Origin of the sequence: Xenorhabdus hominickii, assembly GCF_002632725.1 — a bacterium.
Classification (GTDB): Bacteria; Pseudomonadota; Gammaproteobacteria; order Enterobacterales; family Enterobacteriaceae; genus Xenorhabdus; species Xenorhabdus hominickii.
The window spans coordinates 58,774-80,180 of record NZ_NJAI01000002.1 but is presented as its reverse complement, the minus strand read 5'-3'; the positions used below and the strand labels follow the sequence as shown (position 1 = coordinate 80,180).

Genomic DNA, 21,407 nt, shown 5'->3' with positions numbered 1-21,407 from the left:
TCATTGAAAATCAAGTGTAGTCCTTGTATAAAGGGCTACGCTCACCCCACGTACCGTGGGCCAATCCACCCTTAGATTGCCAAAATAATTATCAGAAAACACATGAACTTACAGCACCATTTTCTTATTGCCATGCCTTTGCTCTCTGATCCTTATTTCAACCGTTCTGTAGTTTACATCTGCGAACATGATCAAAACGGGGCAATGGGATTAGTTATTAATAAACCGATAGCTCAAGTTTCTATCCAAAGTATTTTACAAAAGTTAGATATTGATCCTGAAGATAGAGACCATACTATTAATCTCAACGAACCTGTGATGGCAGGAGGCCCCCTGTCTGAAGAGCATGGATTCATTTTGCATACACCACAATCAGGTTTCAGCTCCAGCATTCAGATTTCTGAGCAGACCATGATCACAACATCTAAAGATATGCTGGAAGCACTAGGTACGCCGCGCCAACCAAAAAATGTTTTAATGACACTCGGATATTCAAGCTGGGAAACAGGTCAGCTGGAAAAAGAGATTATGGAAAATAGCTGGCTTACCGTCAGTGCAGAACCTTCCATTATTTTCAATACCCCTGTTGCGGATCGCTGGCATGAAGCCGCTTCCCTGCTAGGGATCAATATTTACAATCTCGCATTACAAGCGGGGCATGCCTGATGAAGAATCGCACCATCATTGCCTTCGACTTTGGTACCCGTAGTATCGGCGCAGCTATCGGGCAAGAAGTTACAGGTACAGCCAGAGCACTATCTGCCTTTAAAGCCAATGAAGGCTCACCCAATTGGGAACTTATCGGGAAACTACTCAAAGAGTGGCAACCCGATTTAGTTATTGTGGGTTTACCACTCAATATGGATGGCACAGAGCAGCCTGTCACCGCACAGGCCCGCAAATTTGCCAATCGAATACATGGGCGGTTTGGTATTCAGGTTGAACTGCATGATGAACGATTAACCACCGTGGAAGCTCGCTCTCATTTATTTGATAACGGTGGTTATAAGGCATTGAATAAAGGCAAAGTCGATGCTGCTTCCGCTGTCATCATTTTAGAAAGCTGGTTTGAGCAGCAGTATTCGCAATAACATGCTTTCTTAATAACCATAAGGAGCGATTGTTACTGAACAGCCATAATCAGCTCCTCTATTCAGCCAGCAGTCCCAACGACTTACGCTGTTGTCGGCTTTGCTCGTAAGTTTGCATACCGCAAGCGGCGCCTGTTTGCATTAGTGTGACTATTTGATGGTTTTTGCCTTCTCTAATCAAATGGCTGACTGCTTGATTAACAATCAAAACTTCATGAATAGCCACCCTACCACCCTCTTTTGCTGGAAGCAGTTGCTGAGAAATAACAGCCTTTAAGCTTCCAGCCAATTGACTGCAAATCCAGCCTTTTTCTTCTGCGGAGAAAACATCAACCAAGCGATCGATTGCTTGGATCGCACCACGGGTATGTAACGTTGACAATACAAGATGCCCCGTTTCAGCCGCCGTCAATGCCAGCCGAATCGTCTCTTTGTCGCGCAACTCACCTAACAAAATCACATCAGGATCTTGCCGCAATACTCCTTTTAATGCCGTTTGATAATTCGGTACATCCTCACCAATTTGCCTTTGTTGTATCAGGCAATTACGGCTTTGATGAACGAATTCTATCGGGTCTTCCAGTGTGATGATATGTTTACTACCGTGGCTATTAAAAGCATTTATCATGGCTGACAGCGTAGTGGATTTACCGCTTCCCGTTGCACCTGTCACTAAGATCAATCCACTCACTTCCTGCAAGATAAGTTGCTGGATGATATCAGGCGCATGCAGCTGTTCCAGAGTCGGACATTTATCCGTAATCAGTCGCAATACCAATGATAAATGGGATTGCTGATAAAACATATTTCCCCTTAGCCGCTGCTTATCTGCCATTTCCACCACAAAATCGACATGACCGTACTCCTGTAACTGATATTTCTGGGCATCAGATAAGACTTCTTCGCTCCATGCTAAGATGGTATCCGATTGAATTTCGTCTAATTGTATCTGCGCATACAACACACCATTAATGCGCAAAACAGGAACTTGACCGACACAAAGATGCAGATCGGAAGCATTATGCTTTACACTAAGGGACACCAATTTTTCCATATTCATTTTTTAATCTCCTGAGTCTCTTATGAACAATATTGAACAAAATCTTCACGATGTCAGGAACCGCATTACAGTTGCTGCTCAAAAATGCGGACGTACTTCAGAAGAAATTACGTTACTTGCAGTCAGTAAAACCAGACCTGCGGAGGACATCGCAAAAGCCATAGCCTCTGGTCAGCGGGAATTTGGTGAAAATTACGTTCAGGAAGGGGTCGATAAAATTCAACACTTTATCAATCATGATGATTTAGTGTGGCACTTTATTGGTCCATTGCAGTCCAATAAAAGTCGTCTGGTCGCAGAAAACTTTGATTGGTGCCATACCATAGATAGGTTGAAAATCGCACAACGTTTAAATGAACAACGTCCTGAACAAATCGCACCACTGAATGTATTAATTCAAATTAATATCAGTGGTGAAGAGAGCAAATCAGGTATTTTGTTGGAAGAATTAACAGAATTCGCAACAACGATTAATGCAATGCCTAATCTGGTATTACGTGGGTTGATGGCAATACCTGCACCAGAAAGCGATTTTGAACGCCAAATAGCGGTTTTTCGCCAGATGGAACAGGCTCTTATCGAACTGAAAACCCAATACTCGCAAGTCGATACATTATCAATGGGCATGACGAATGATATGGAAGCTGCCATTACATGTGGCTCCACATTAGTACGGATTGGAACAGCAATATTCGGTGCCCGTAAGTATGATACCTAATTCGAAACCCCAAAATTAACTCATTAATATGCGAGACTGTTTAATGGAAAATCGTAAAATTACCTTTATTGGCGCAGGAAATATGGCTCATGCCATTATCGCCGGATTGATCAGGCAAGGCTATCCAGCCGAACTCATCACCGTCTGCTCCCCAAGTACAACTCGCCGTGATGTGCTGGCAAAAGAATATGGCATTAACAGCCAAAGTAATAACATTCGTTATGCACAAGAAGCAGATGTCATCGTACTGGCTGTTAAACCGCAAATGATGGCTGAAGTTTGTGATCCACTTCGCTCACAGGTTGGTTTCAATCAGAAACTTGTCCTTTCCATTGCTGCAGGTATTCCCGTCGCCCGTTTTTACACTCTTTTGCAGGATAATCTCAATCTTATCCGCATCATGCCAAATACACCCTCACTTATCGGTCAAGGAATTAGTGGCCTGTTTGCACCAGAACAAGTTGAACAATCTGATCGCGAGTTTGCTGCATCCCTGATGAGCAGTGTTGGCAAAGTCTGTTGGGTGAAAAATGAAAACGGTATCAACGATATTATTGCCGTAGCAGGTAGTGCTCCTGCCTACTTCTTCCTTTTCATGGAGTCCATGCAACAAGAAGCAGAACGTCTGGGATTTGATAGCGAAACTGCCAGAGAACTTGTTCTGCAAACAGCCATGGGGTCAGCTAAGCTTGCTGAAACCCAAAAAGATCTTCCTTTTGCTATTCTGCGTGAGCAGGTAACATCTAAAGGCGGTACAACGGCTGAAGCACTGCGAATTTTTTATGAAGGCCATCTGCCTGAAATTGTATCCCGTGCTATGCAAGGAGCAATCCGACGAGCGCAGGAAATGGAAAAATTATTTTAACTCAATTGGTTTAATTTACTCAGGGCTGCTACATGCAATTCTTAAACTTCGTTTTTTTTACAGTTCTGGATTTATATATTGCTATTTTACTGCTTCGCGTCTGGATGCAGTGGACACGTTGCGATTTTTATAATCCATTTGCACAATTTATCGTTAAAATTACCCAACCCATAGTGCGTCCATTACGCCGGGTTATCCCTGCCATTGGTCCCATTGATACAGCATCTGTCGTATTTGCCTACTTACTCGTTTTCATCAAAATAATGCTGCCATTGTGGTTAGCCACCGACCAAGTTCTGATGCCTTCTGCGTTTATATTTCTACTTGGATTGGTCGAACTTCTGACGGCTGCTGGAAAATTGGTTTTCTGGCTCGTAATCGCACGAGCGTTACTCAGTTGGATAAGTCAAGGACGCAATCCGGTGGATTATGTTCTAATTCAACTAACTGAACCGTTAATGGCACCTATCCGCCGTATCATCCCTTCTATGGGTGGTCTTGATTTTTCTGCCATGATTGTGATGATAGTCCTCTACGCCCTGAATGCGCTGCGTAATGACGTGATAGGATGGTTATTTTCAATGTTCACAGGTTCATGAGATACATCGATTATTTAGAAAACAGAATTGGATAAACAGTAATGCAAAAAGTTGTTCTCGCCACGGGAAATGCCGGCAAAGTACGTGAACTGGCGGATTTATTGGCCGACTTTGGTTTAGATATCGTAGCCCAAACCGAATTGGATGTTGATTCTGCCGATGAAACAGGCCTCACCTTTATTGAAAATGCGATCATCAAAGCTCGTCATGCAGCCGCAGTAACCGGGCTGCCTGCGATCGCCGATGATTCTGGATTATCCGTTAATGCTCTGGGTGGTGCACCGGGTATTTATTCCGCCCGTTATGCTGGCAATGGCGCCTCTGATCTGGAAAATCTGGAAAAGCTGCTGGAAGCCATGAAGGGTATTCCTGACGAGCAACGTCAGGCACAATTCAACTGTGTGTTGGTTTATTTGCGCCATGCTGAAGATCCCACTCCTTTGGTCTTTCACGGTCATTGGTCAGGTATTATCACCCATGAACCTGCTGGAGAAAGCGGTTTTGGCTATGATCCCATCTTTTATTCACCCGAATTTGGCTGTACAGCAGCACAACTGAGCCGCGAACAAAAACGTTCAGTTTCACATAGAGGGAAAGCGCTGGAAATGTTGTTGGAAGCCATGCGTAATGCTTAAGTTGCCGCCTCTGAGTCTCTATATTCATATTCCTTGGTGTGTGCAAAAATGCCCTTACTGTGATTTCAATTCACATGCATTAAAGGGCGATGTGCCACACCAAGAGTATGTCGATCACCTATTGACGGATCTGCGCACTGATTTGCCGATGATTGGTGATCGTGAAATATCTACAATTTTTATCGGTGGAGGAACTCCCAGCCTGTTAAGCGCTGAGGGTATGCAACGCTTACTTGATGGGGTTCGTGCTTTACTACCGCTTTCGCCACAAGCAGAAATTACGATGGAAGCTAACCCCGGAACAGTTGAGGCGGACCGTTTCAGTGGGTATCAAAAAGCCGGCATTAATAGGATTTCTATCGGAGTACAAAGTTTTGGTTCAGATAAACTAATCCGTTTGGGGCGCATCCACGGTCCGGACGAAGCCAAGCGAGCGGCAAAATTGGCGGATGAGCTTGGATTACGTAGCTTTAATCTGGATTTAATGCATGGGTTACCCAACCAGACACTCAATGAAGCATTGAATGATTTACGTCAGGCTATTGAATTATCGCCACCACATCTGTCTTGGTATCAATTGACGATTGAACCTAATACCAGTTTCGGCTCCCGTCCGCCTGTTTTACCTGATGATGACGCACTCTGGGATATATTTTCCCAAGGTCATCAATTACTGACGGAAGCGGGCTACCAGCAATATGAAACTTCTGCGTATGCCAAACCGGATTATCAGTGTCAGCATAACCTTAACTACTGGCGTTTTGGTGATTACTTAGGAATTGGCTGCGGAGCGCATGGGAAAATCTCATTTGAAGATGGCCGTATCCTTCGCACGGTAAAAACCAAACATCCTCGTGGCTACATGCAGGGACGCTATTTGGATAAGAAAAATCTGGTGGATGATGAAGATCGTCCATTTGAATTTTTTATGAACCGCTTTCGGTTGCTGGAATCCATGCCGAGGCAAGATTTCAGTGATTTTACCGGATTACCAGAAAGTTTTATTCGCCCACAAATTAATGAAGCACTGGCTAAAAGCTATATCACTGAAAGCGATACGCATTGGCAAATCACCAAGCATGGGAAGCTATTCCTGAATTCATTACTGGAACTATTTTTGTAATCAACAAGGCATATTTTAATTAGAAATAGACTTCCCCCGAAAATAGATTTTAATATTCAGTTTCCGGGGGAAGATTCAGTAAAGATTAAATATCAATCTATATGATTACAATCCATCTACAATTGCATTGATTTGGCGTGTCAGGCTATCCAAGCCACCACCAGACAAATACCACAGATCTGGTTGCAGATAGGTAATTTTGCCATTTTTATAAGCATTGGTTGATTGCACTTGCTCATTTTCAAACTGAGCTTTTGTCAATTCACCTGCACCAATGGCTTTACTGCGATCAATAATAAAAATTGCATCAGGATTTGCCTGTGCAATCATTTCAGATGTCACAACACGTGATTTTTCTTTATTTACAGACGTAGGTAATTCAGCACGTTGAGCTTTAATCACATCATAAACAACGGCTTGATTATTTGAATATAACTCACCTGAGTTGTGTAATAAAACCACTACCTTACTATTTGAAGATTTAGCTTTTTCCTGCGCTACCGCAATAGTTTTCTCCAAATCAGTAATCTGCGCTTTAATGGCATCCTGCTTATTAAATAACTCGCCCAGTAACTTTAAGTTACTATCAACAGACGATAGATAGTTTTTATTCTCTGTACTTAAATCAATTGTTGGTGCAATCTGTGATAAACGATCATAAAAAGATCCTTGACGTCCGGTTATCACAATCAAATCCGGTTTTATTTCAGCCAATTTTTCCAAATTAGGTGATTTCATTCCACCTGCATCATGCATATTTGTGGGTAGGCCGCTACGCACATATTCAGGTAAATTTTCCACTGGTAATGCGATAACACGATCAGATAACCCCAATTTAGCCATCGAATCATAAGTACCAAAATCGAATAAGACGACTTTATTCGGATCTTTTTTCACTCGAGTTTCGCCAGACAGATGTTTTATTGTGACGTGATCACCTGTCTGAGACGTTATTAAATTTGGCGTGAATACTGTGGTTGGCTGGCTGAATGCAGAATGGCTGGCGACAGAAAACAGTGAAGCAATAACAATTGGCAAGATCTTTTTCATTGTTACACCTGAATTAAGCATGTTGGTAAAAAGTAACTCGCATTCTAGGTAACAACATGAAGATGTCAATCAAATAAGAATCAATTTCATATTGATTCTTATTTTGATAAATATCGACCTAATAAATCTCGGGTATATTGTGATTCACTTAATGGAATTTATAAAACTGATGCGCTGCTGTTCCAAATTATTCACTTTACTACAAACAACTTCTTTTAAGTGCTTCAACTCTTTTTCCTGTTTTTTCAATTCTGCATCAAAACCATTTTGCATTCCGCCCAATCCGCCGAGGAGAGACATCAACATCTGTTTGCCGCCACCATTTTGATCACTATTTTTACGGCTCATTTCGTTAATGCTATCCTGCAAAATACCACCAAGGCTCTGTTCAACAAGTTTTTGACCTTCATCTTCCACTTGTTTGATTGCTTGAAAGTTAAATGTAAAACCATTAGTACGGGTTTCAATGACTTTATCGATTTGTTTATTAAGGCTAGATTCCAAGTGAAATAAGCGGTTACGTATATTACTTTCCTTACCCATCGTATCAACAACGACTTTATCCAGCGATTGGCGTGCAATTGCCAACTGGCTCAGCGCCTCTTTCTTAACCCATGGCAAATCCTGACGGATCGTTTTTTGATACTGCTGAGCTTTGTCACGTTGTTTTGTGTTCAATGACAATACCTTGCCATCACGAGTGACAGAGCCATCAGGCAATATTTTTAGATTTCCACTGGCTCCAACGATTTGAACAGACTTTGACGTGACCGTAATATTATCTTTAAGTATCATCTGACATTCAGCCCCTGCTTGTGCCTGAGCAACAACTCCTTGAGCTAAAAATAATATTGATGCAAGAATCATGATCCTGCGTAACATATGTTCTCCTGATTTTCTTTGCTTGATGGCTTTCCACCAGCAAAAGCTGAGATTAAAAAATAGAGCGCCCAATACGCCTTGCTAATTTTTCCAATGCCGCACAACCCGCCAATGAGTTACCAGATTTATCCAATTCAGGAGACCATACCACAACGGTAAACTCCCCCGGAACAACACAAACAATGCCGCCACCAACACCCGACTTTCCTGGCATTCCGATCCTGAACGCAAACTCCCCAGAACCATCATACATCCCACAAGTGAGCATTAGCGCATTAATCTGCCTTGTTTGTCGAAGACTTAATATTTTCTGATCAGAGTCAGGCATTCGTCCTTTATTTGCCAAATAAATAAAGCACTTAGCTAATTCAACACAATTCATTTTCAAGGCGCAATAATGGAAATAAGTTTGCAAAACCGTAAGTACATCATTCTCAAAATTGCCAAATGATTTCATCAGATAGGCAATTGCGGCATTACGACTTGAATGATCCATCTCTGAACGGGTAACAATTTCATCATAACAAATGTCTTTTTTCCCAGTGAGACTACGAACAAACTCCAGCATTCTATGCTTAGGTGCACTCAAGCGTGATTGCAGCATATCGCAAATAATCAGCGCGCCCGCATTAATAAAAGGATTGCGCGGTATTCCCTTTTCCAGCTCTAACTGAACCAAGGAATTAAACGGTTGCCCCGAAGGCTCCGTGCCAACTCGCTGCCAGATGTCATTCTCTTGATAACGAGTCATCGCCAATGTCAGACTCAACACCTTGGAAATGGATTGTATAGAGAAACGAGTCTCCGCATTTCCCGCTTGAAAAATTTGTCCATCAACCGTACAAATGGCCATTGCTAGATTATTTACCGAAACTTCTGCCAGAGCAGGTATGTAATCTGCCACTTTCCCTTGGCCAATCAAAGGGCGTACTTCTTCTAAGATATCTGCCAATAATGAATTAGAGAACCTTACTTTCACCACTTTTCTCCAGACAAAAAAGGGCTCTCAAGGAGCCCCTGCATACAGCGTTATTTTGGTATAACACGCTATTTTTTATGCAACAGCAAATCAATCCCACCACACATCAAACAACTCTGATGTGACAACATCTTCCATTCCTTTATCTTTCAGCCACTTATCAACTAACTGACGATGTTCTTCGGTGCATTTGCCAATTTTTTGCAGGCAGATCAAACCTTCCCACTGCAAATAACCGCTGGCATCCAAAGCCAAGCCATTTGGCTCAACCAACTCTTCAATGAAGGTATCAACCGTGCTGTCAACAACATCAACGGATGTATTGGCCGGGAAACTCCACTTCACTGAAAACCCTAATTCCTGGAATTCATCAATATGCATTTTTTTACGCAGACGACGACTACGGTTTTTAGCCATTATTTTACCCTCTCAAACATTAGATCCCATACGCCATGCCCTAACCGCTGACCGCGCATCTCGAATTTTGTGACCGGACGTGAATCAGGACGCGGAACATAATCGCCGTTTTCCGATACATTGCAATACCCTTCAGCTCCGCTCATCACCTTTAGCATATGTTCAGCATATGGTTGCCAGTCGGTAGCCATATGGAAAACACCGCCGGTTTTCAGCTTGCTTCTAATCAATTGAGCAAATTCAGGTTGCACAATTCGGCGCTTGTTATGACGGGCTTTATGCCATGGGTCAGGGAAGAAAAGCTGAACCATCTCCAGACTCTGTTCTGGGATCATATTATTCAGCACTTCAATGGCATCATGGCACATCACCCGCAAATTACTCAGGTTTTCGTCTTCAGCAGAAGCCAGACATGCCCCCACCCCCGGCGCATGAACTTCGATACCAAAAAAGTTTTTCTCTGGATTCTGGCTTGCCATCGTCACCAATGACATCCCCATACCAAAACCAATCTCAAGTACAACAGGGGCTTCACGGCCAAATAATTCTCTCATATTGGACATTTCTGACTGGTAGTCGATGCCCATCTTCGGCCATACATTATCAAGCGCTTGCTGCTGACGAGTCGTTAACCGTCCTTGCCGACGCACAAAACTGCGGACACGGCGCAAAGCCCTGCCATTTTCATCATATTCCGGTGAAATTACGTTATTTATCATGCTACTTTCTGTCAATTTTAAAGGCATTGGCTCAGGCGTCTGGGGCTTTATGTACCGCAGGGTTACCTAAAGAGCGCAATTATGCAAAGATGGCTGAGTTTATCAAGATCAATGCCCATAAGCACAACTTTAATGCTAATTTGCGTAGCTCTTCGAAACAAAGTTCGGGTTTACACTGAGAGTACACTATGTTGCAATCCTATTCACAAAACAATAATCCGATATAAAGACAATTATTCTAATGATGGAAGCTGAGCAATTTTCACAGGTGGTACTTGAATGGTATCACCGCTATGGTCGCAAGACTCTGCCGTGGCAGTTGGAAAAAACGTCCTATCACGTCTGGCTATCAGAGGTGATGCTGCAACAAACACAGGTCGCGACCGTCATTCCCTATTTCCAAAAATTTATTTCACGTTTTCCCGACGTTGCCTCTTTGGCCGCAGCACCATTAGATGAAGTTCTCCACTTATGGACTGGTCTGGGGTATTACGCACGCGCCCGTAACTTACATAAAGCCGCCCAACAGATTGTGACGTTACACCATGGCAGATTCCCAACGACATTCGATGAAGTTGTTGCCCTGCCCGGAGTGGGACGCTCAACGGCGGGTGCTATTCTCTCTCTGTCTCAAGGCAAACATTTTCCCATTCTTGATGGTAATGTGAAACGTGTCTTAGCCCGCGGCTATGCCGTTGATGGTTGGCCGGGGAAAAAAGAGGTTGAGAACCAGTTATGGGATATCAGCACACGTGTCACACCTAAGCATGGAGTCGAATATTTTAATCAAGCGATGATGGACTTGGGTGCCATAGTTTGCACCCGCAGTAAACCGAAATGTGAGATTTGCCCACTCAATACCGGCTGCATCGCTTACGCCAATCATAGCTGGGCAAACTATCCAGGGAAAAAACCGAAACAGAGCATCCCTGAAAAAACAGCTTATTTCTTATTAATGCAACATGGTAATAAAGTTTGGCTAGAACAAAGACCTCTTTCTGGTATTTGGGGTGGCCTGTTTGCCTTTCCACAATTTGCTGATCAAGTGTCTCTGGAGCAATGGCTGCAAGACTCCGGTATCTCTCACAGCACACTTGAGCAACTGACAGCATTTCGCCACACATTCAGTCATTTTCATTTAGATATCGTCCCCATTAGAATAGATATTTTATCTTTTGATTCCTGCATGGATGAAAACAAGGGACTTTGGTATAACTTACGCCAGCCAGCGACTGTAGGATTGGCAGCTCCCGTTGAGTATCTTTTGCAACAATTGGGGTAATTTTCCCATCATTTTGAGGATTGATTATGAGCAGAACTATTTTTTGTACTTTTTTGCAACAAGAAGCCGAAGGCCAAGATTTTCAGTTCTATCCGGGAGAACTGGGCAAGCGTATTTTCAATGAAATATCTAAAGAAGCATGGCAACAATGGATGAGCAAACAAACCATGCTGATTAATGAAAAAAAATTAAATACCATGAATCCTGATGACCGTAAACTACTTGAACAGGAGATGAAGAAGTTCCTGTTTGAAGGACATGATATTCAAATTGACGGTTATACTCCGCCGGAAAAATAATTTTATAACGCTTATCCCGACCAGTTTTAAATTGCAGTGCGGCGTCCTAGGTACATAGAAAATTATGTACCTAGAGTAAATAAACACAGCCGCGGCTTAAAAAACGGGGGATAAGTACCTTCTTATTCAGCTTTAAATACAGATGACATACTCAACGGCATTGTAAAATGAAAAGACTGCTAGCTCTGATTCTTCTCACTCCACTCCTGATTTCCTGTTCTAGCAAAAAAGACGTTGAATTCAATGAAGCTTACATAAAAGATACAAATGGCTTTGATATCTTGATGGGGCAATTCGCCCACAACATTGAAAATATTTGGGGTTTGCAAGAAGTTTTAATCGCGGGTCCAAAAGATTACGTGAAATATACAGATCAATACAAAACCCGCAGCCATATCAATTTTGAGGCGGGAAACATCACGATTGAAACCATCTCTCCGATTGAACCTACCGAACATTTACGCAAAGCAATCATTACGACCTTACTTATGGGTGATGATCCGGGGTCAGTCGATCTTTATTCTGACGCTAATAATATTCAGATCAGCAAAGAGCCATTCCTTTATGGACAAGTTCTGGATAACAATGGTGAGCCCATTCGTTGGGAATGGCGCGCACGCCATTTTGCCAATTATCTGATTGAGAACAAATTACAAAAGCGTCAATCAGGCCTGCATGTCATTTGGTCAATCACTATTAAATTAGTGCCTAACCATTTAGATAAACGAGCGCATAAATATCTGCCTATCATTCGTAAAGCCTCTATCAAATATGGTGTTGATGAATCCCTGATCCTTGCCATCATGCAAAATGAATCCAGCTTTAACCCTTATGCCGTCAGTCGTTCTGATGCATTGGGGCTTATGCAAGTCATGCAACACACGGCCGGACGCGATGTCTTCAAGATGCAAGGGAAGTCTGGTCAACCCAGCCGCAATTACCTTTTCGATCCTGAAAACAACATTGATGCCGGCACAGCCTATCTATCAATATTGCAGAATATCTATTTAGGCGAAATCAAAAATGCCACTTCACGCCGATACGCCGTTATTACTGCCTATAATGGCGGTGCAGGTAGTGTATTACGTGTATTCTCCAGCGATAAGAAAAAAGCGGCTCAAATCATCAATACAATGGAACCTGGCAATGTTTATGAAACACTGACAAATAAACACCCATCAGCCGAATCACGCCGTTATTTGATGAAAGTGAACAATACCCAAAAAAATTATCGCAGATAGTTGATATCAAATAATCATGGATGGAGAGGCTATTGTCTCTCCATTTTGTTTGGATTTATAGCTTGTTGGATAATTTGAAAGCACACAGATGAAATTATGCAGAAATTCGTTGACGGATTTATATTAATACGGTTTAATGCGCCCCGTTAGCCCGGATAGCTCAGTCGGTAGAGCAGGGGATTGAAAATCCCCGTGTCCTTGGTTCGATTCCGAGTCCGGGCACCACTTCAACTTCCAGTGAAATCCAGCCCAGTAAAACAATTCTTAGCAAGTCCTGCAAAATCAATACTATTTCCTATTTCTATGTCTAGTTTCGTCTGTTGCAATCAAGATACAGCGAAGGGCATAATTCGGGGCACTTACCGTTCGATTACAAGGATGCCCTTAATAATGAAACTAAACGCCCGGCAAATCGAAACTGCAAAGCCCAAAGAAAAAACCTACAAACTCGCCGATGGCGGTGGTCTCTATTTAGAAGTCTCGTCACGTGGTTCGAAATACTGGCGCATGAAGTATTACCGCCCGACCGATAAGAAAGAAGACCGTCTGGCGTTCGGTGTTTATCCGGCGGTGTCGTTAGCCGATGCCCGCGCTAAACGGGATGAAGCCAAAAAGCTGATGGCACAGGGCATCGATCCCAAAGCCGAGAAAAAAGGCACTGCCTCGCCATCGAAAATCACACATACATTTGAACACATCGCCCGCGCATGGCATGCCAGCAACAAACGCTGGAGTGACAGACATAGCCAAACAGTGCTGCGCAGCCTTGAGCAGTCTATTTTCCCACAGATTGGCAGGCTCGATATCACCACATTAAGAACCAGCCAGCTTTTAGCTCCCATCAAAGCCATTGATGATGCGGGTAAACACAACATCGCCCAACGATTGCAACAACGTGTTACAGCTATCATGCGTTATGCTGTCCAGAATGATATCCTCGAATCCAGTCCTGCCAGTGATATGGCGGGGGCGCTTTCCACCGTAAAATCCCGTCACCATCCCGCCCTGCCTCATGAATGTTTACCTGATTTTCTGAACCGATTGTCTGCTTATCGCGGGCGCTTACTGACCAAGATCGCGGTCGAGCTGGCGCTGCTGACGTTTGTCCGTTCCAGTGAGTTGAGATTCGCCCGCTGGCAGGAAATCGACCTTGAAAACGCGGTATGGAAAATTCCCGCCACAAGGCAACCCATCAAAGGCGTTCGCTTTTCTGAGCGTGGCATGAAAATGAAAACCGATCACCTTGTACCACTGAGCCGTCAGGCTGTCCGGCTTATCAACACGCTACGCGAACTAAGCGGCAATTGCGATGTGATGTTCCCCTGCGATCATAATTCCGCGAAAGTCATGAGCGAAAACACGGTTAACAAGGCATTACGGGCGATGGGTTACGACACCCAAACCGATGTCTGCGGGCACGGTTTCCGTACAATGGCACGCGGTGCAATGGGTGAATCCGGTCTGTGGAGCGATGACGCCATTGAACGCCAGCTCAGCCATATCGAACGAAACAACGTCCGGGCGGCATATATTCATACATCCAAACATCTGGACGAACGGCGGCTGATGGTGCAGTGGTGGGCGGATTATCTGGATGCGAACCGGGAAAAACCCATAACACCGTATGACTTCGCCAAACCACTGCGTGACAGGAAAAACCGCTAGTACAATTTGCAACCCGTTAATTTTCATCGGGAGAAAAACAATTAACGCTGTTCATTAAGTCTTGCTTTTTAAATAATCCGCCTGTCATCAAACAACGTCCACGATGATATTTCAGGGACTGGGTAACAGGAGAAGTGACATGACAGTGGCTGCATTGAAAACAAGCCTGATTCGTTTGCCGGAAGTACAACGCAGGACGGGTTACAGCAAAGCGTGGATCTACAAGCTGATTAGCGATGGAGAATTCCCGAAACAGGTCAAGATTGGTCCGCGTTCAGTGGCCTTTATTGAAGCAGAAATTGATGACTGGATCGCCCAGCGTATCGCTGAATCGCGAACGGCATAATACAGAAAAGAAGATGACATAAGACACGTAACATAAAAATACAACGCCCCGAAGTGCTACCAACACTGCGAGGCGTTTCACCAATAACCATTCGTAAGGTAAAAAATTATGGCTGATACACAGCATACCCAAACTCGTCCCAAATTTACAGTTCAAAAAACATCAGGCAGCCAAAAACCGCTTGATCTGATCCAAACCGTCAAAACCTCGGCTATGTATTCCTGGCAAAATCTGCTACCTGCCTGTGGTATTGATATTCCCGCAAAAGGTAAACATGGCGCTTGTCCCATCTGCGGTGGTACTGACCGTTTTCACTTTATCGATGATCACCATCATGGCAACTGGCATTGCCGTCAGTGTGACGCCCCAAACTATGGTGATGGACTGGATTTAGTGGCAAGAATCAAAGGGATCTCTGTTACTGAGGCGGCAAAAGTTGTCGCTAATGTACTGGCGCTACCTTTGCCAGCCCCCAAGCCAGCCAAAGAAACCCATTATCCAACACTACCGATTGCTGAAAGAGTGGCGGCACTGATGGCGCAAACTGTCGCCGGGCAATCGCCCTATCTAACTGCAAAGGGTCTGCAACATCTTGATCAGCGGCTACTGTTTGATAATTCGACAGTGCTGGTACTGACAGCACTGGATAAAAAAGTCACCGGTGCGCAGATCATTAAACCCAATGGCGAGAAAAAATTCTTCCCCGGTAGCCAGAAAAAAGGGGCGTTTATTCCCTTGACAGCGCTGGAAGAGCATCTGGAGACGGTAATTATTACCGAAGGTTACGCCACAGCTCTGACGGTTAACCAACTCTATAAAGGCAACGTTCTGGCGGCGCTGGATGCAGGCAATTTATCTTCTGTTGCCAAAGCCATTCGGGAACGCTGGCCGGACACCAAAATCATTATTGCCGCAGATAATGACTGGCATCGCCCCGACGAGCTGGATAAGAACGGTAAACCCAAAGTGAATGTCGGCAAGATCTCAGCAGAAAAAGCTGCACTTGCGGTGAATGGTTGGGTCACGTTACCACCGGATGCTGTTAAAGCCGATTGGGACGATTATCGTCAGTATCATGGTATTGAGGCAGCAAAGCAGACATTCAGTAAATGTTTGTATCAAGTGGGGAAATCAATGAACAGTCACGCAACAGAAAACCACAATTATCACAATGTAGAAATGCTTTATCCAAAACGTAAGACAAAATTACCCCTATCCGTTGGCTCAGAGGGATTTGACGTTCAGTTGGACTATGTTGTTAAAGGCATCATCCCAGCACACTCCTTATGCAGCATTTACGGAGCTAGCGGGTCATATAAAAGTTTTCTGGCAGGCGCATGGGGTTGTCATATTGCCACGGGTAAGCCATGGGCAGGAAAAAAAGTTGCTCAGGGTTCTGTGCTGTACGTTGTCGGCGAAGGCGGAATTGGTGTGCCCCGGCGCATCAAAGCATGGGAAATCGTTAATGGTCAGACGGTTAAAAATATGTATCTGATCAATACGCCAGTCTTTCCGGCCTCGTCTGCCGAAGTGCATGAACTGGTGATTGCCGCCCAACAAGTTGAGTCTGAAACAGGCGAATCGGTACGCCTTATTATTCTGGATACTCTCGCCCGCTGTTTTGGCGGCGCTGATGAAAATGATTCAAAAGATATGGGCGCGTTTATCCGGGGTTGTGACGAGCTGAAAGCTAAAACAGGCGCAAGCATTCTCGTGGTTCACCATTCCGGCAAAGATGAAAGCAAAGGCGCAAGAGGTTCCAGTGCCTTTCGTGCGGCGCTAGATGTTGAATATCGGATCAACCGGGAAGGGAAAAAGGGCGGTGCGCTGGTTATCACCTGCACCAAAATGAAAGATGCCGAAGAACCGGAAACCAAAGCTTATGACATGCGCGTAGTTGAACTTTTTACCGATAAAGACGGTGAGGATATTACATCACTGGTTCTGGTTGACAGTCCGCGTGATCCGGTTGAAGAGGAAGAAATCGATCATGTTTCCAATAAGACCGATAATCATACAGTATTGTGGCAGTGCATCCGGTCTCGTACCGCCTTAAAAGAGCATTGCAGCATTGCCCTTGTCCGTGATGATTTAAAAGCGATGGGTGTGAATGTGAAGAATTTCAGCCGCTGGTTAACCAAATTAGAGCATGACGGAATGATTACCCGCAACGGGCAGGAACTTACCATCATTAACCAGAGAAATGAAGATTAAAAAGTGAGGAGCGGTGAGGAAAGGAAATTTGTGCTTCACCAAATTCCTCACTTTTTTCGCATATATATGGAAAAAGTGAGGAGCATAAAACATATTGATTTTTAAGGATAAAAAAATCTTAATTCCTCACCTGTTTTTGCAGTGAGGAAAATAAAAAGTGAGGAGAAGACAAGCGCAGCGCGTCAGTGTCGTGTTATTCTACATACCCAAAATGAGTATCATCTTAATTAAGCTAGAAATTCTTTCTGGCTGGCAATCAGTTTTGCACCACATGCTGTGTGCATACCTTCCACGGCGATAGATTTTCCATTATTTTTTAAATTCTCACTGCCCTCAACAACAGGAAAAACACCTTCGCATTTAGAACATTCGACTAAATCCGATTCTCCGGCAGCGGGAATACCTTTGTAAGTATAGCCGCCCACAGAGTAAACACTTTTCCACTGTGATCGGTGGTGTCGTTTACTCAACAACCACCGACTAAAGTCGGTGGGTTAGTGATTAACGGACTGAAAGTCCGGATACGCATCGGCTGAACGATGCGTCAATTATCCAGCCTGAAGTTATCATTCGGGTTGAGTTCAAAATGATGCGCCAGATAGGCCTTTATCATCTCTTCCGTTAACTGACCTATGGCACTACACAGTTCTAAAACACTGAGTGCTATCAGTCCCTCCGGCGTTTAATTATTTAGGAAAGACAGGGTGGGAGTAGTTACGAGGTATTTATTATCTATATTTACGCGATGCTCAACTTTAACATCCTATGACTTTAGCTTGTTGAAGCCAGTCGCGTTGACTTTTACCTTGTTTAAAATTGGCCAAAATACCCAACGTATGAGAAAGCAGTTTTCTGGCTATTCGATTACTCAAATGCCACAAATCCCGCGCCCAGCACTTCTCAATAGCAAATTGTCCGGCGAGTTGGCCAATGACGGTTTCAATTAAACGCCGTTTGGCATTAATGCGCTTTCTCGTCTCTCTGGGGACAGGGTCATCCATATTGGCACGCACCGGGGTGATCATTTCAATGCCTTCTTTTTTCATTTCTTGTTTAAATTCAGTACCTAAATACCCTTTATCGCCAAGCAAATAGCCTTTTAGCGGGCCGATTACATCCCAGGTTGCTTCACGCTCACTGACATTGGCGGGTGTCAGCGTAAACCCCGTTACCACGCCGGTTTCATCTATCATCAGATGCCCTTTAAAGCCGTAGTCAGTGTCGTTTTTGGCGGCGCAGTACCCATAATCGGCTTGTCCTTTAAAGTTGGCACTGCCTTTTGCTCTTTTGAATCCACAGACGGACAGCGGAAATCCGTCGATAATATGGACCGGCTTGTCGAACGCGCCCAATAATCTCGCCAGCTTTTCTTGCAGTTTTTGTTTGACAACCCAAAGATTAGAGGCTTGTTTGGCAAAGTTAGCGCGTGAACCTAACCCCGGAAACCATGCGCGCCAGTGGTCACAAAAATACGTCCAAATGCCTTTATCTGTTGAAAATCCTAAGAATTCACCAATCACTTCCATCGCGATGACTTCCGCATCACTCAACTTAGGTGGGATCCCCCGGCTCCTCAATCGTATGCCTTGCTGTAACGTTGTTAAATTATCGTCTACCCAACAAAACACCCAAATGATAAAATCTTGCTGTGACATAGCCCTTGTTCCTTTATTTCTCTCAGTTTGGCGACTTAAAGTTATAAAGGAGCGGCTATGTCATTTCAACTCACCTCGAAAGTCGAGCATCGCGTTATATTTGTGAGTAGATAAAATAGTTCTAGAATGCAGTGTGGCTCTAAGAAGACTCTAACAACTAGTGGATCATCCTTCAATTAAAGGCCCTATTTTCCATTTCCACGATAGAGCCATTTGAAAGGTTTAGCTGATACCCGATTCACATGAATACGTTGAACATGCAGTGCTGGCGCTTGTCGGTAAAGCTCACAAATTTTCCCGACTTGTTGCTCATAATCGGGCTGGTCTTTACGTGTGTGAAGCCACGCTTCAACTTTATACGGTTTCAATGCCCTTTGATTTTAAAAAAATGGGCAATCAGCTTCTTGATATCTCATCAATAATACCCCGATTAATCACCTCCTGCCGTAAGGACGAGATGGTCCAGTGACTCCGCGGCTGCTGACTGGTCTGCGGGTCTTCACATGCCACCGTCAATATTTGGGCAATTTGCTCAGCACTGAATTTGGGTTTGCATCCGCTACGGTACAAATCGCTGAACAGCTCCTCAAGGGCTTTTAACAGGTCACTTGGCTTCATTCCTTTCGCAGATTCGATGGCGTTCAGTCGGTCTTGATTGTCCAGCCAACGTTTTCGTCAGGCGTGGCTTCCCCCATCCACTCAGCCCGTTGCCAGCCGTTCTTGCGTTCGACGTTGCTGAGGAGTCCCGTAAGCCAGACTGCGCTGTCGGGGTTCGGAGCGCTTGAACAGGGGAGCTAAACGGGCGTGTAATGTATGCAGCTCTTGTGTCCACAGGGTCAACGGTGTTGTTTGCATCGAATCTTTCGCTATGTTGATGTGAGAACCTGGCGCATTATTACACAATATCTACGGCTGTAGTACTAGAGAGACCTGATGCAAAGAGCAGAATCAACTGTGCGCGTTGACGGTGATCACTGCGACTGGTGCGAGACTTGACGATATGTTCCAGCGCACGTTTTTGCTGAGCGTTTAAGTTTACTGCCGGAGCTGTCCACATAAAAGATAAGCTCGATGGTCATTTAAATGGTGTGCTAATGAACCATAAAACTTTATGTTATTCAAGTGGACGTAAAAGGACATCAAATGCGGGATATGCCACTAGTCAATTTTTCTTGATCATATATGGACTCGGAGTACACTTTTCCGGTACGTGCCTATTTTCCTCCTGCTAGATCTATAAAGTTTCCAGTAACATATGAAGCTTCATCAGACAATAACCATGCTATAGCTTGAGCTACTTCTTCAGGTTGGCCGCCACGTTTCATAGGTAAACTATCTTTTACTCGGTCAACTCGTGTTGCCTCACCACCGTCAGCATGCATTTCGGTATAAATAAAGCCAGGCCGAACGGCATTAACACGAATACCTTGAGCGGCAACTTCCAGCGATAAACCAATAGTGAAAGTGTCAATAGCGCCTTTTGAAGCAGCATAATCAATATATTCATGAGGTGAACCGAGTCGAGATGCTGCGGACGAGACATTAACAATGGCTCCACCTTGACCACCATGACGCAGCGCCATACGTTTAACAGCTTCACGTGCGCAAATAAAGCTTCCGCTGACGTTCGTAGTGAATATAGTAGCCAAGCGCTGGGCATTCAATTGCTCTATTGAAGCCTGAGGCATTAGTATCCCTGCGTTATTCACTAATCCAGAAACAGGGCCAAGCTTTTTATCTATTTGCTGGAATAAATCTACGACCTGTTCTTCCTGCGCAATATCAACCTGCACAGCGATGGCTTTCCCACCGATATGATGGATTCTATCAATAACCTCTTGAGCACAGGTTTCGCGTGTATGATAACCAATGCAGAGCTTATGACCTTTGTCTGCCAAATATAGTGCTGTAGCTCGACCAATGCCGCGATCACCACCGGTGATAAGGGTGATTTTATTTTTCATATGTTATTTATCCAGTCGTAAATTTATTTTAAATTTATTTATCAACATCAAAACGGCAATACCCAAGCAAAGCAGTGCCATCACAATAAAAACCCCTTTCCCCCTCCATTCTAACAACGCTCCACCGACAAACGGTCCTAATGACAAACCGAGTACTGCTAGTGTTGAAGCACCCAAATACGCACCACGATAGCGCTCTGGTGCCAAGCGATCGAGTAGGATACTTAGATTAGGTAACAAGATGGCTTCTGCAATACTGAACACTATTGTAACCAGTCCCCACCATAGACCACTGGTAGTATCATTACACCAGAACAAAATCTGCGAAACGGTAAAGATAATTGCACCAAAAGTGATGCGTTTATCAAGAGGTGTATTGGTTAGTAAGGGTACTAGATAAACCTGAGCAATTAAAACAGTTACCGCATTGGTAACCAAGATTACGGTCATGTATTAAATAGTTAGATTGAATATCAAAAATAGTACTCACGCTCAATAAAAGTTCCTATCACCTTATCGTGCATTTCTTCGGATTTTGAATAACTGATAGTTTTTCTATTCAGTCTTTTTACTCGAGTACGCTGAGTTAAATTCGTTCTCTCT

At 44.0% G+C, this 21,407-nt stretch carries 27 protein-coding genes, 1 tRNA gene and 2 pseudogenes; 14 read left to right on the top strand and 16 right to left on the bottom strand.

The features are described 5' to 3' along the window. The first annotated feature begins 102 nt into the window (after positions 1–102). Positions 103–666 (top strand): YqgE/AlgH family protein, encoded by a 564-nt coding sequence (locus Xhom_RS07620; protein WP_069316658.1) that lies wholly within the window; start codon positions 103–105, stop codon positions 664–666. Beyond that, the gene (gene ruvX, locus Xhom_RS07615) at positions 666–1,091 is read left to right on the top strand and encodes a Holliday junction resolvase RuvX (RefSeq protein WP_069316659.1); all 426 of its coding nucleotides are present in this window, start codon (positions 666–668) and stop codon (positions 1,089–1,091) included. The genes Xhom_RS07620 and ruvX overlap by 1 nt, the downstream gene beginning before the upstream one ends. Positions 1,092–1,149: 58 nt before the next feature. On the opposite strand, the gene Xhom_RS07610 is transcribed toward ruvX, so the two are convergent. Then, a complete protein-coding gene (locus Xhom_RS07610) occupies positions 1,150–2,151 on the bottom strand; it encodes a type IV pilus twitching motility protein PilT (protein ID WP_069316660.1) in 1,002 nt (333 codons plus the stop codon). Between the two features lie 22 nt (positions 2,152–2,173). Between Xhom_RS07610 and Xhom_RS07605 the strand changes: the two genes are divergently transcribed. The 5 genes from Xhom_RS07605 to hemW are packed head-to-tail and all read left to right on the top strand — an operon-like array spanning position 2,174 to position 6,091. Continuing rightward, the gene (locus Xhom_RS07605; RefSeq protein ID WP_069316661.1) at positions 2,174–2,869 is read left to right on the top strand and encodes a YggS family pyridoxal phosphate-dependent enzyme; all 696 of its coding nucleotides are present in this window, start codon (positions 2,174–2,176) and stop codon (positions 2,867–2,869) included. A gap of 43 nt (positions 2,870–2,912) precedes the next feature. Beyond that, a complete protein-coding gene (gene proC / locus Xhom_RS07600; protein WP_069316662.1) occupies positions 2,913–3,734 on the top strand; it encodes a pyrroline-5-carboxylate reductase in 822 nt (273 codons plus the stop codon). Between the two features lie 32 nt (positions 3,735–3,766). Beyond that, complete coding sequence (locus tag Xhom_RS07595) at positions 3,767–4,333, top strand: YggT family protein (protein WP_069316663.1); 567 nt, start codon at positions 3,767–3,769, stop codon at positions 4,331–4,333. Between the two features lie 41 nt (positions 4,334–4,374). Then, complete coding sequence (locus tag Xhom_RS07590; RefSeq protein WP_069316664.1) at positions 4,375–4,968, top strand: XTP/dITP diphosphatase; 594 nt, start codon at positions 4,375–4,377, stop codon at positions 4,966–4,968. After that, positions 4,961–6,091: a radical SAM family heme chaperone HemW gene (gene hemW, locus Xhom_RS07585; protein ID WP_069316665.1), complete on the top strand. Its 1,131-nt coding sequence runs from the start codon at positions 4,961–4,963 to the stop codon at positions 6,089–6,091. Before Xhom_RS07590 ends, hemW begins: the two co-directional genes overlap by 8 nt. A gap of 105 nt (positions 6,092–6,196) precedes the next feature. Here the strand turns inward: hemW and Xhom_RS07580 are convergent, their stop codons facing one another. From Xhom_RS07580 to trmB, 5 genes are all read right to left on the bottom strand, one after another. Next, entirely contained in the window at positions 6,197–7,141 is a 945-nt protein-coding gene (locus Xhom_RS07580) for a siderophore ABC transporter substrate-binding protein (RefSeq protein ID WP_069316666.1), read from the bottom strand. A gap of 144 nt (positions 7,142–7,285) precedes the next feature. Then, positions 7,286–8,023 (bottom strand): DUF2884 family protein, encoded by a 738-nt coding sequence (locus tag Xhom_RS07575; RefSeq protein ID WP_069316667.1) that lies wholly within the window; start codon positions 8,021–8,023, stop codon positions 7,286–7,288. Positions 8,024–8,075: 52 nt separating this feature from the next. Continuing rightward, positions 8,076–9,002: a glutaminase B gene (gene glsB / locus Xhom_RS07570; RefSeq protein ID WP_069316668.1), complete on the bottom strand. Its 927-nt coding sequence runs from the start codon at positions 9,000–9,002 to the stop codon at positions 8,076–8,078. 90 nt (positions 9,003–9,092) lie between these two features. Next, positions 9,093–9,419, bottom strand: coding sequence for a YggL family protein (locus tag Xhom_RS07565; protein WP_069316669.1), 327 nt, complete (start codon positions 9,417–9,419; stop codon positions 9,093–9,095). After that, the gene (gene trmB / locus Xhom_RS07560; protein ID WP_069316670.1) at positions 9,419–10,138 is read right to left on the bottom strand and encodes a tRNA (guanosine(46)-N7)-methyltransferase TrmB; all 720 of its coding nucleotides are present in this window, start codon (positions 10,136–10,138) and stop codon (positions 9,419–9,421) included. The genes Xhom_RS07565 and trmB overlap by 1 nt, the downstream gene beginning before the upstream one ends. Before the next feature lie 244 nt (positions 10,139–10,382). Here trmB and mutY point away from each other — a divergent pair, with 244 nt between their 5' ends. The 7 genes from mutY (at position 10,383) to Xhom_RS07525 (ending at position 17,185) form a co-directional block, all read left to right on the top strand. Continuing rightward, a complete protein-coding gene (gene mutY, locus Xhom_RS07555) occupies positions 10,383–11,420 on the top strand; it encodes an A/G-specific adenine glycosylase (RefSeq protein ID WP_198148780.1) in 1,038 nt (345 codons plus the stop codon). A gap of 26 nt (positions 11,421–11,446) precedes the next feature. Beyond that, positions 11,447–11,719: an oxidative damage protection protein gene (locus Xhom_RS07550; RefSeq protein WP_069316672.1), complete on the top strand. Its 273-nt coding sequence runs from the start codon at positions 11,447–11,449 to the stop codon at positions 11,717–11,719. A 167-nt stretch (positions 11,720–11,886) separates the two neighbouring features. Continuing rightward, positions 11,887–12,960: a membrane-bound lytic murein transglycosylase MltC gene (gene mltC, locus Xhom_RS07545; protein ID WP_069316673.1), complete on the top strand. Its 1,074-nt coding sequence runs from the start codon at positions 11,887–11,889 to the stop codon at positions 12,958–12,960. A 149-nt stretch (positions 12,961–13,109) separates the two neighbouring features. Beyond that, positions 13,110–13,185, top strand: a tRNA-Phe gene (locus Xhom_RS07540). Between the two features lie 165 nt (positions 13,186–13,350). Then, a complete protein-coding gene (locus Xhom_RS07535; RefSeq protein ID WP_069316674.1) occupies positions 13,351–14,625 on the top strand; it encodes a tyrosine-type recombinase/integrase in 1,275 nt (424 codons plus the stop codon). Between the two features lie 139 nt (positions 14,626–14,764). Then, positions 14,765–14,971: a helix-turn-helix transcriptional regulator gene (locus Xhom_RS07530; protein WP_069316675.1), complete on the top strand. Its 207-nt coding sequence runs from the start codon at positions 14,765–14,767 to the stop codon at positions 14,969–14,971. Between the two features lie 108 nt (positions 14,972–15,079). After that, positions 15,080–17,185 carry an AAA family ATPase gene (locus tag Xhom_RS07525; RefSeq protein WP_084023123.1) on the top strand — a complete coding sequence of 702 codons (2,106 nt, stop codon included), beginning with the start codon at positions 15,080–15,082 and terminating at the stop codon, positions 17,183–17,185. A gap of 227 nt (positions 17,186–17,412) precedes the next feature. Here the strand turns inward: Xhom_RS07525 and Xhom_RS07520 are convergent, their stop codons facing one another. From Xhom_RS07520 to Xhom_RS07485, 10 genes and pseudogenes are all read right to left on the bottom strand, one after another. Next, a complete protein-coding gene (locus Xhom_RS07520) occupies positions 17,413–17,655 on the bottom strand; it encodes a PAAR domain-containing protein (protein ID WP_335673755.1) in 243 nt (80 codons plus the stop codon). 74 nt (positions 17,656–17,729) lie between these two features. Next, positions 17,730–17,828, bottom strand: a pseudogene (locus Xhom_RS07515) (IS200/IS605 family transposase); the annotation flags it as partial. Between the two features lie 112 nt (positions 17,829–17,940). Then, a complete protein-coding gene (locus Xhom_RS07510; RefSeq protein ID WP_069316676.1) occupies positions 17,941–18,840 on the bottom strand; it encodes an IS982 family transposase in 900 nt (299 codons plus the stop codon). Between the two features lie 185 nt (positions 18,841–19,025). Further along, positions 19,026–19,208, bottom strand: a complete 183-nt coding sequence (locus Xhom_RS07505; protein ID WP_069316677.1) for a hypothetical protein — start codon at positions 19,206–19,208, stop codon at positions 19,026–19,028. A gap of 28 nt (positions 19,209–19,236) precedes the next feature. Beyond that, positions 19,237–19,458: a helix-turn-helix domain-containing protein gene (locus Xhom_RS07500; protein ID WP_069316678.1), complete on the bottom strand. Its 222-nt coding sequence runs from the start codon at positions 19,456–19,458 to the stop codon at positions 19,237–19,239. Between the two features lie 59 nt (positions 19,459–19,517). Beyond that, a pseudogene (locus Xhom_RS30120) lies at positions 19,518–19,695 on the bottom strand (IS701 family transposase); the annotation flags it as partial. Between the two features lie 40 nt (positions 19,696–19,735). Next, positions 19,736–19,897 carry a hypothetical protein gene (locus Xhom_RS30115; RefSeq protein WP_157104622.1) on the bottom strand — a complete coding sequence of 54 codons (162 nt, stop codon included), beginning with the start codon at positions 19,895–19,897 and terminating at the stop codon, positions 19,736–19,738. 157 nt (positions 19,898–20,054) lie between these two features. After that, positions 20,055–20,804 (bottom strand): SDR family oxidoreductase, encoded by a 750-nt coding sequence (locus Xhom_RS07495; RefSeq protein WP_069316679.1) that lies wholly within the window; start codon positions 20,802–20,804, stop codon positions 20,055–20,057. 3 nt (positions 20,805–20,807) lie between these two features. After that, a complete protein-coding gene (locus tag Xhom_RS07490; RefSeq protein ID WP_071933871.1) occupies positions 20,808–21,254 on the bottom strand; it encodes an MFS transporter in 447 nt (148 codons plus the stop codon). A gap of 23 nt (positions 21,255–21,277) precedes the next feature. Further along, on the bottom strand, positions 21,278–21,407 hold a 130-nt coding region (locus Xhom_RS07485; protein WP_244590775.1), incomplete at its 5' end, for an IS1 family transposase.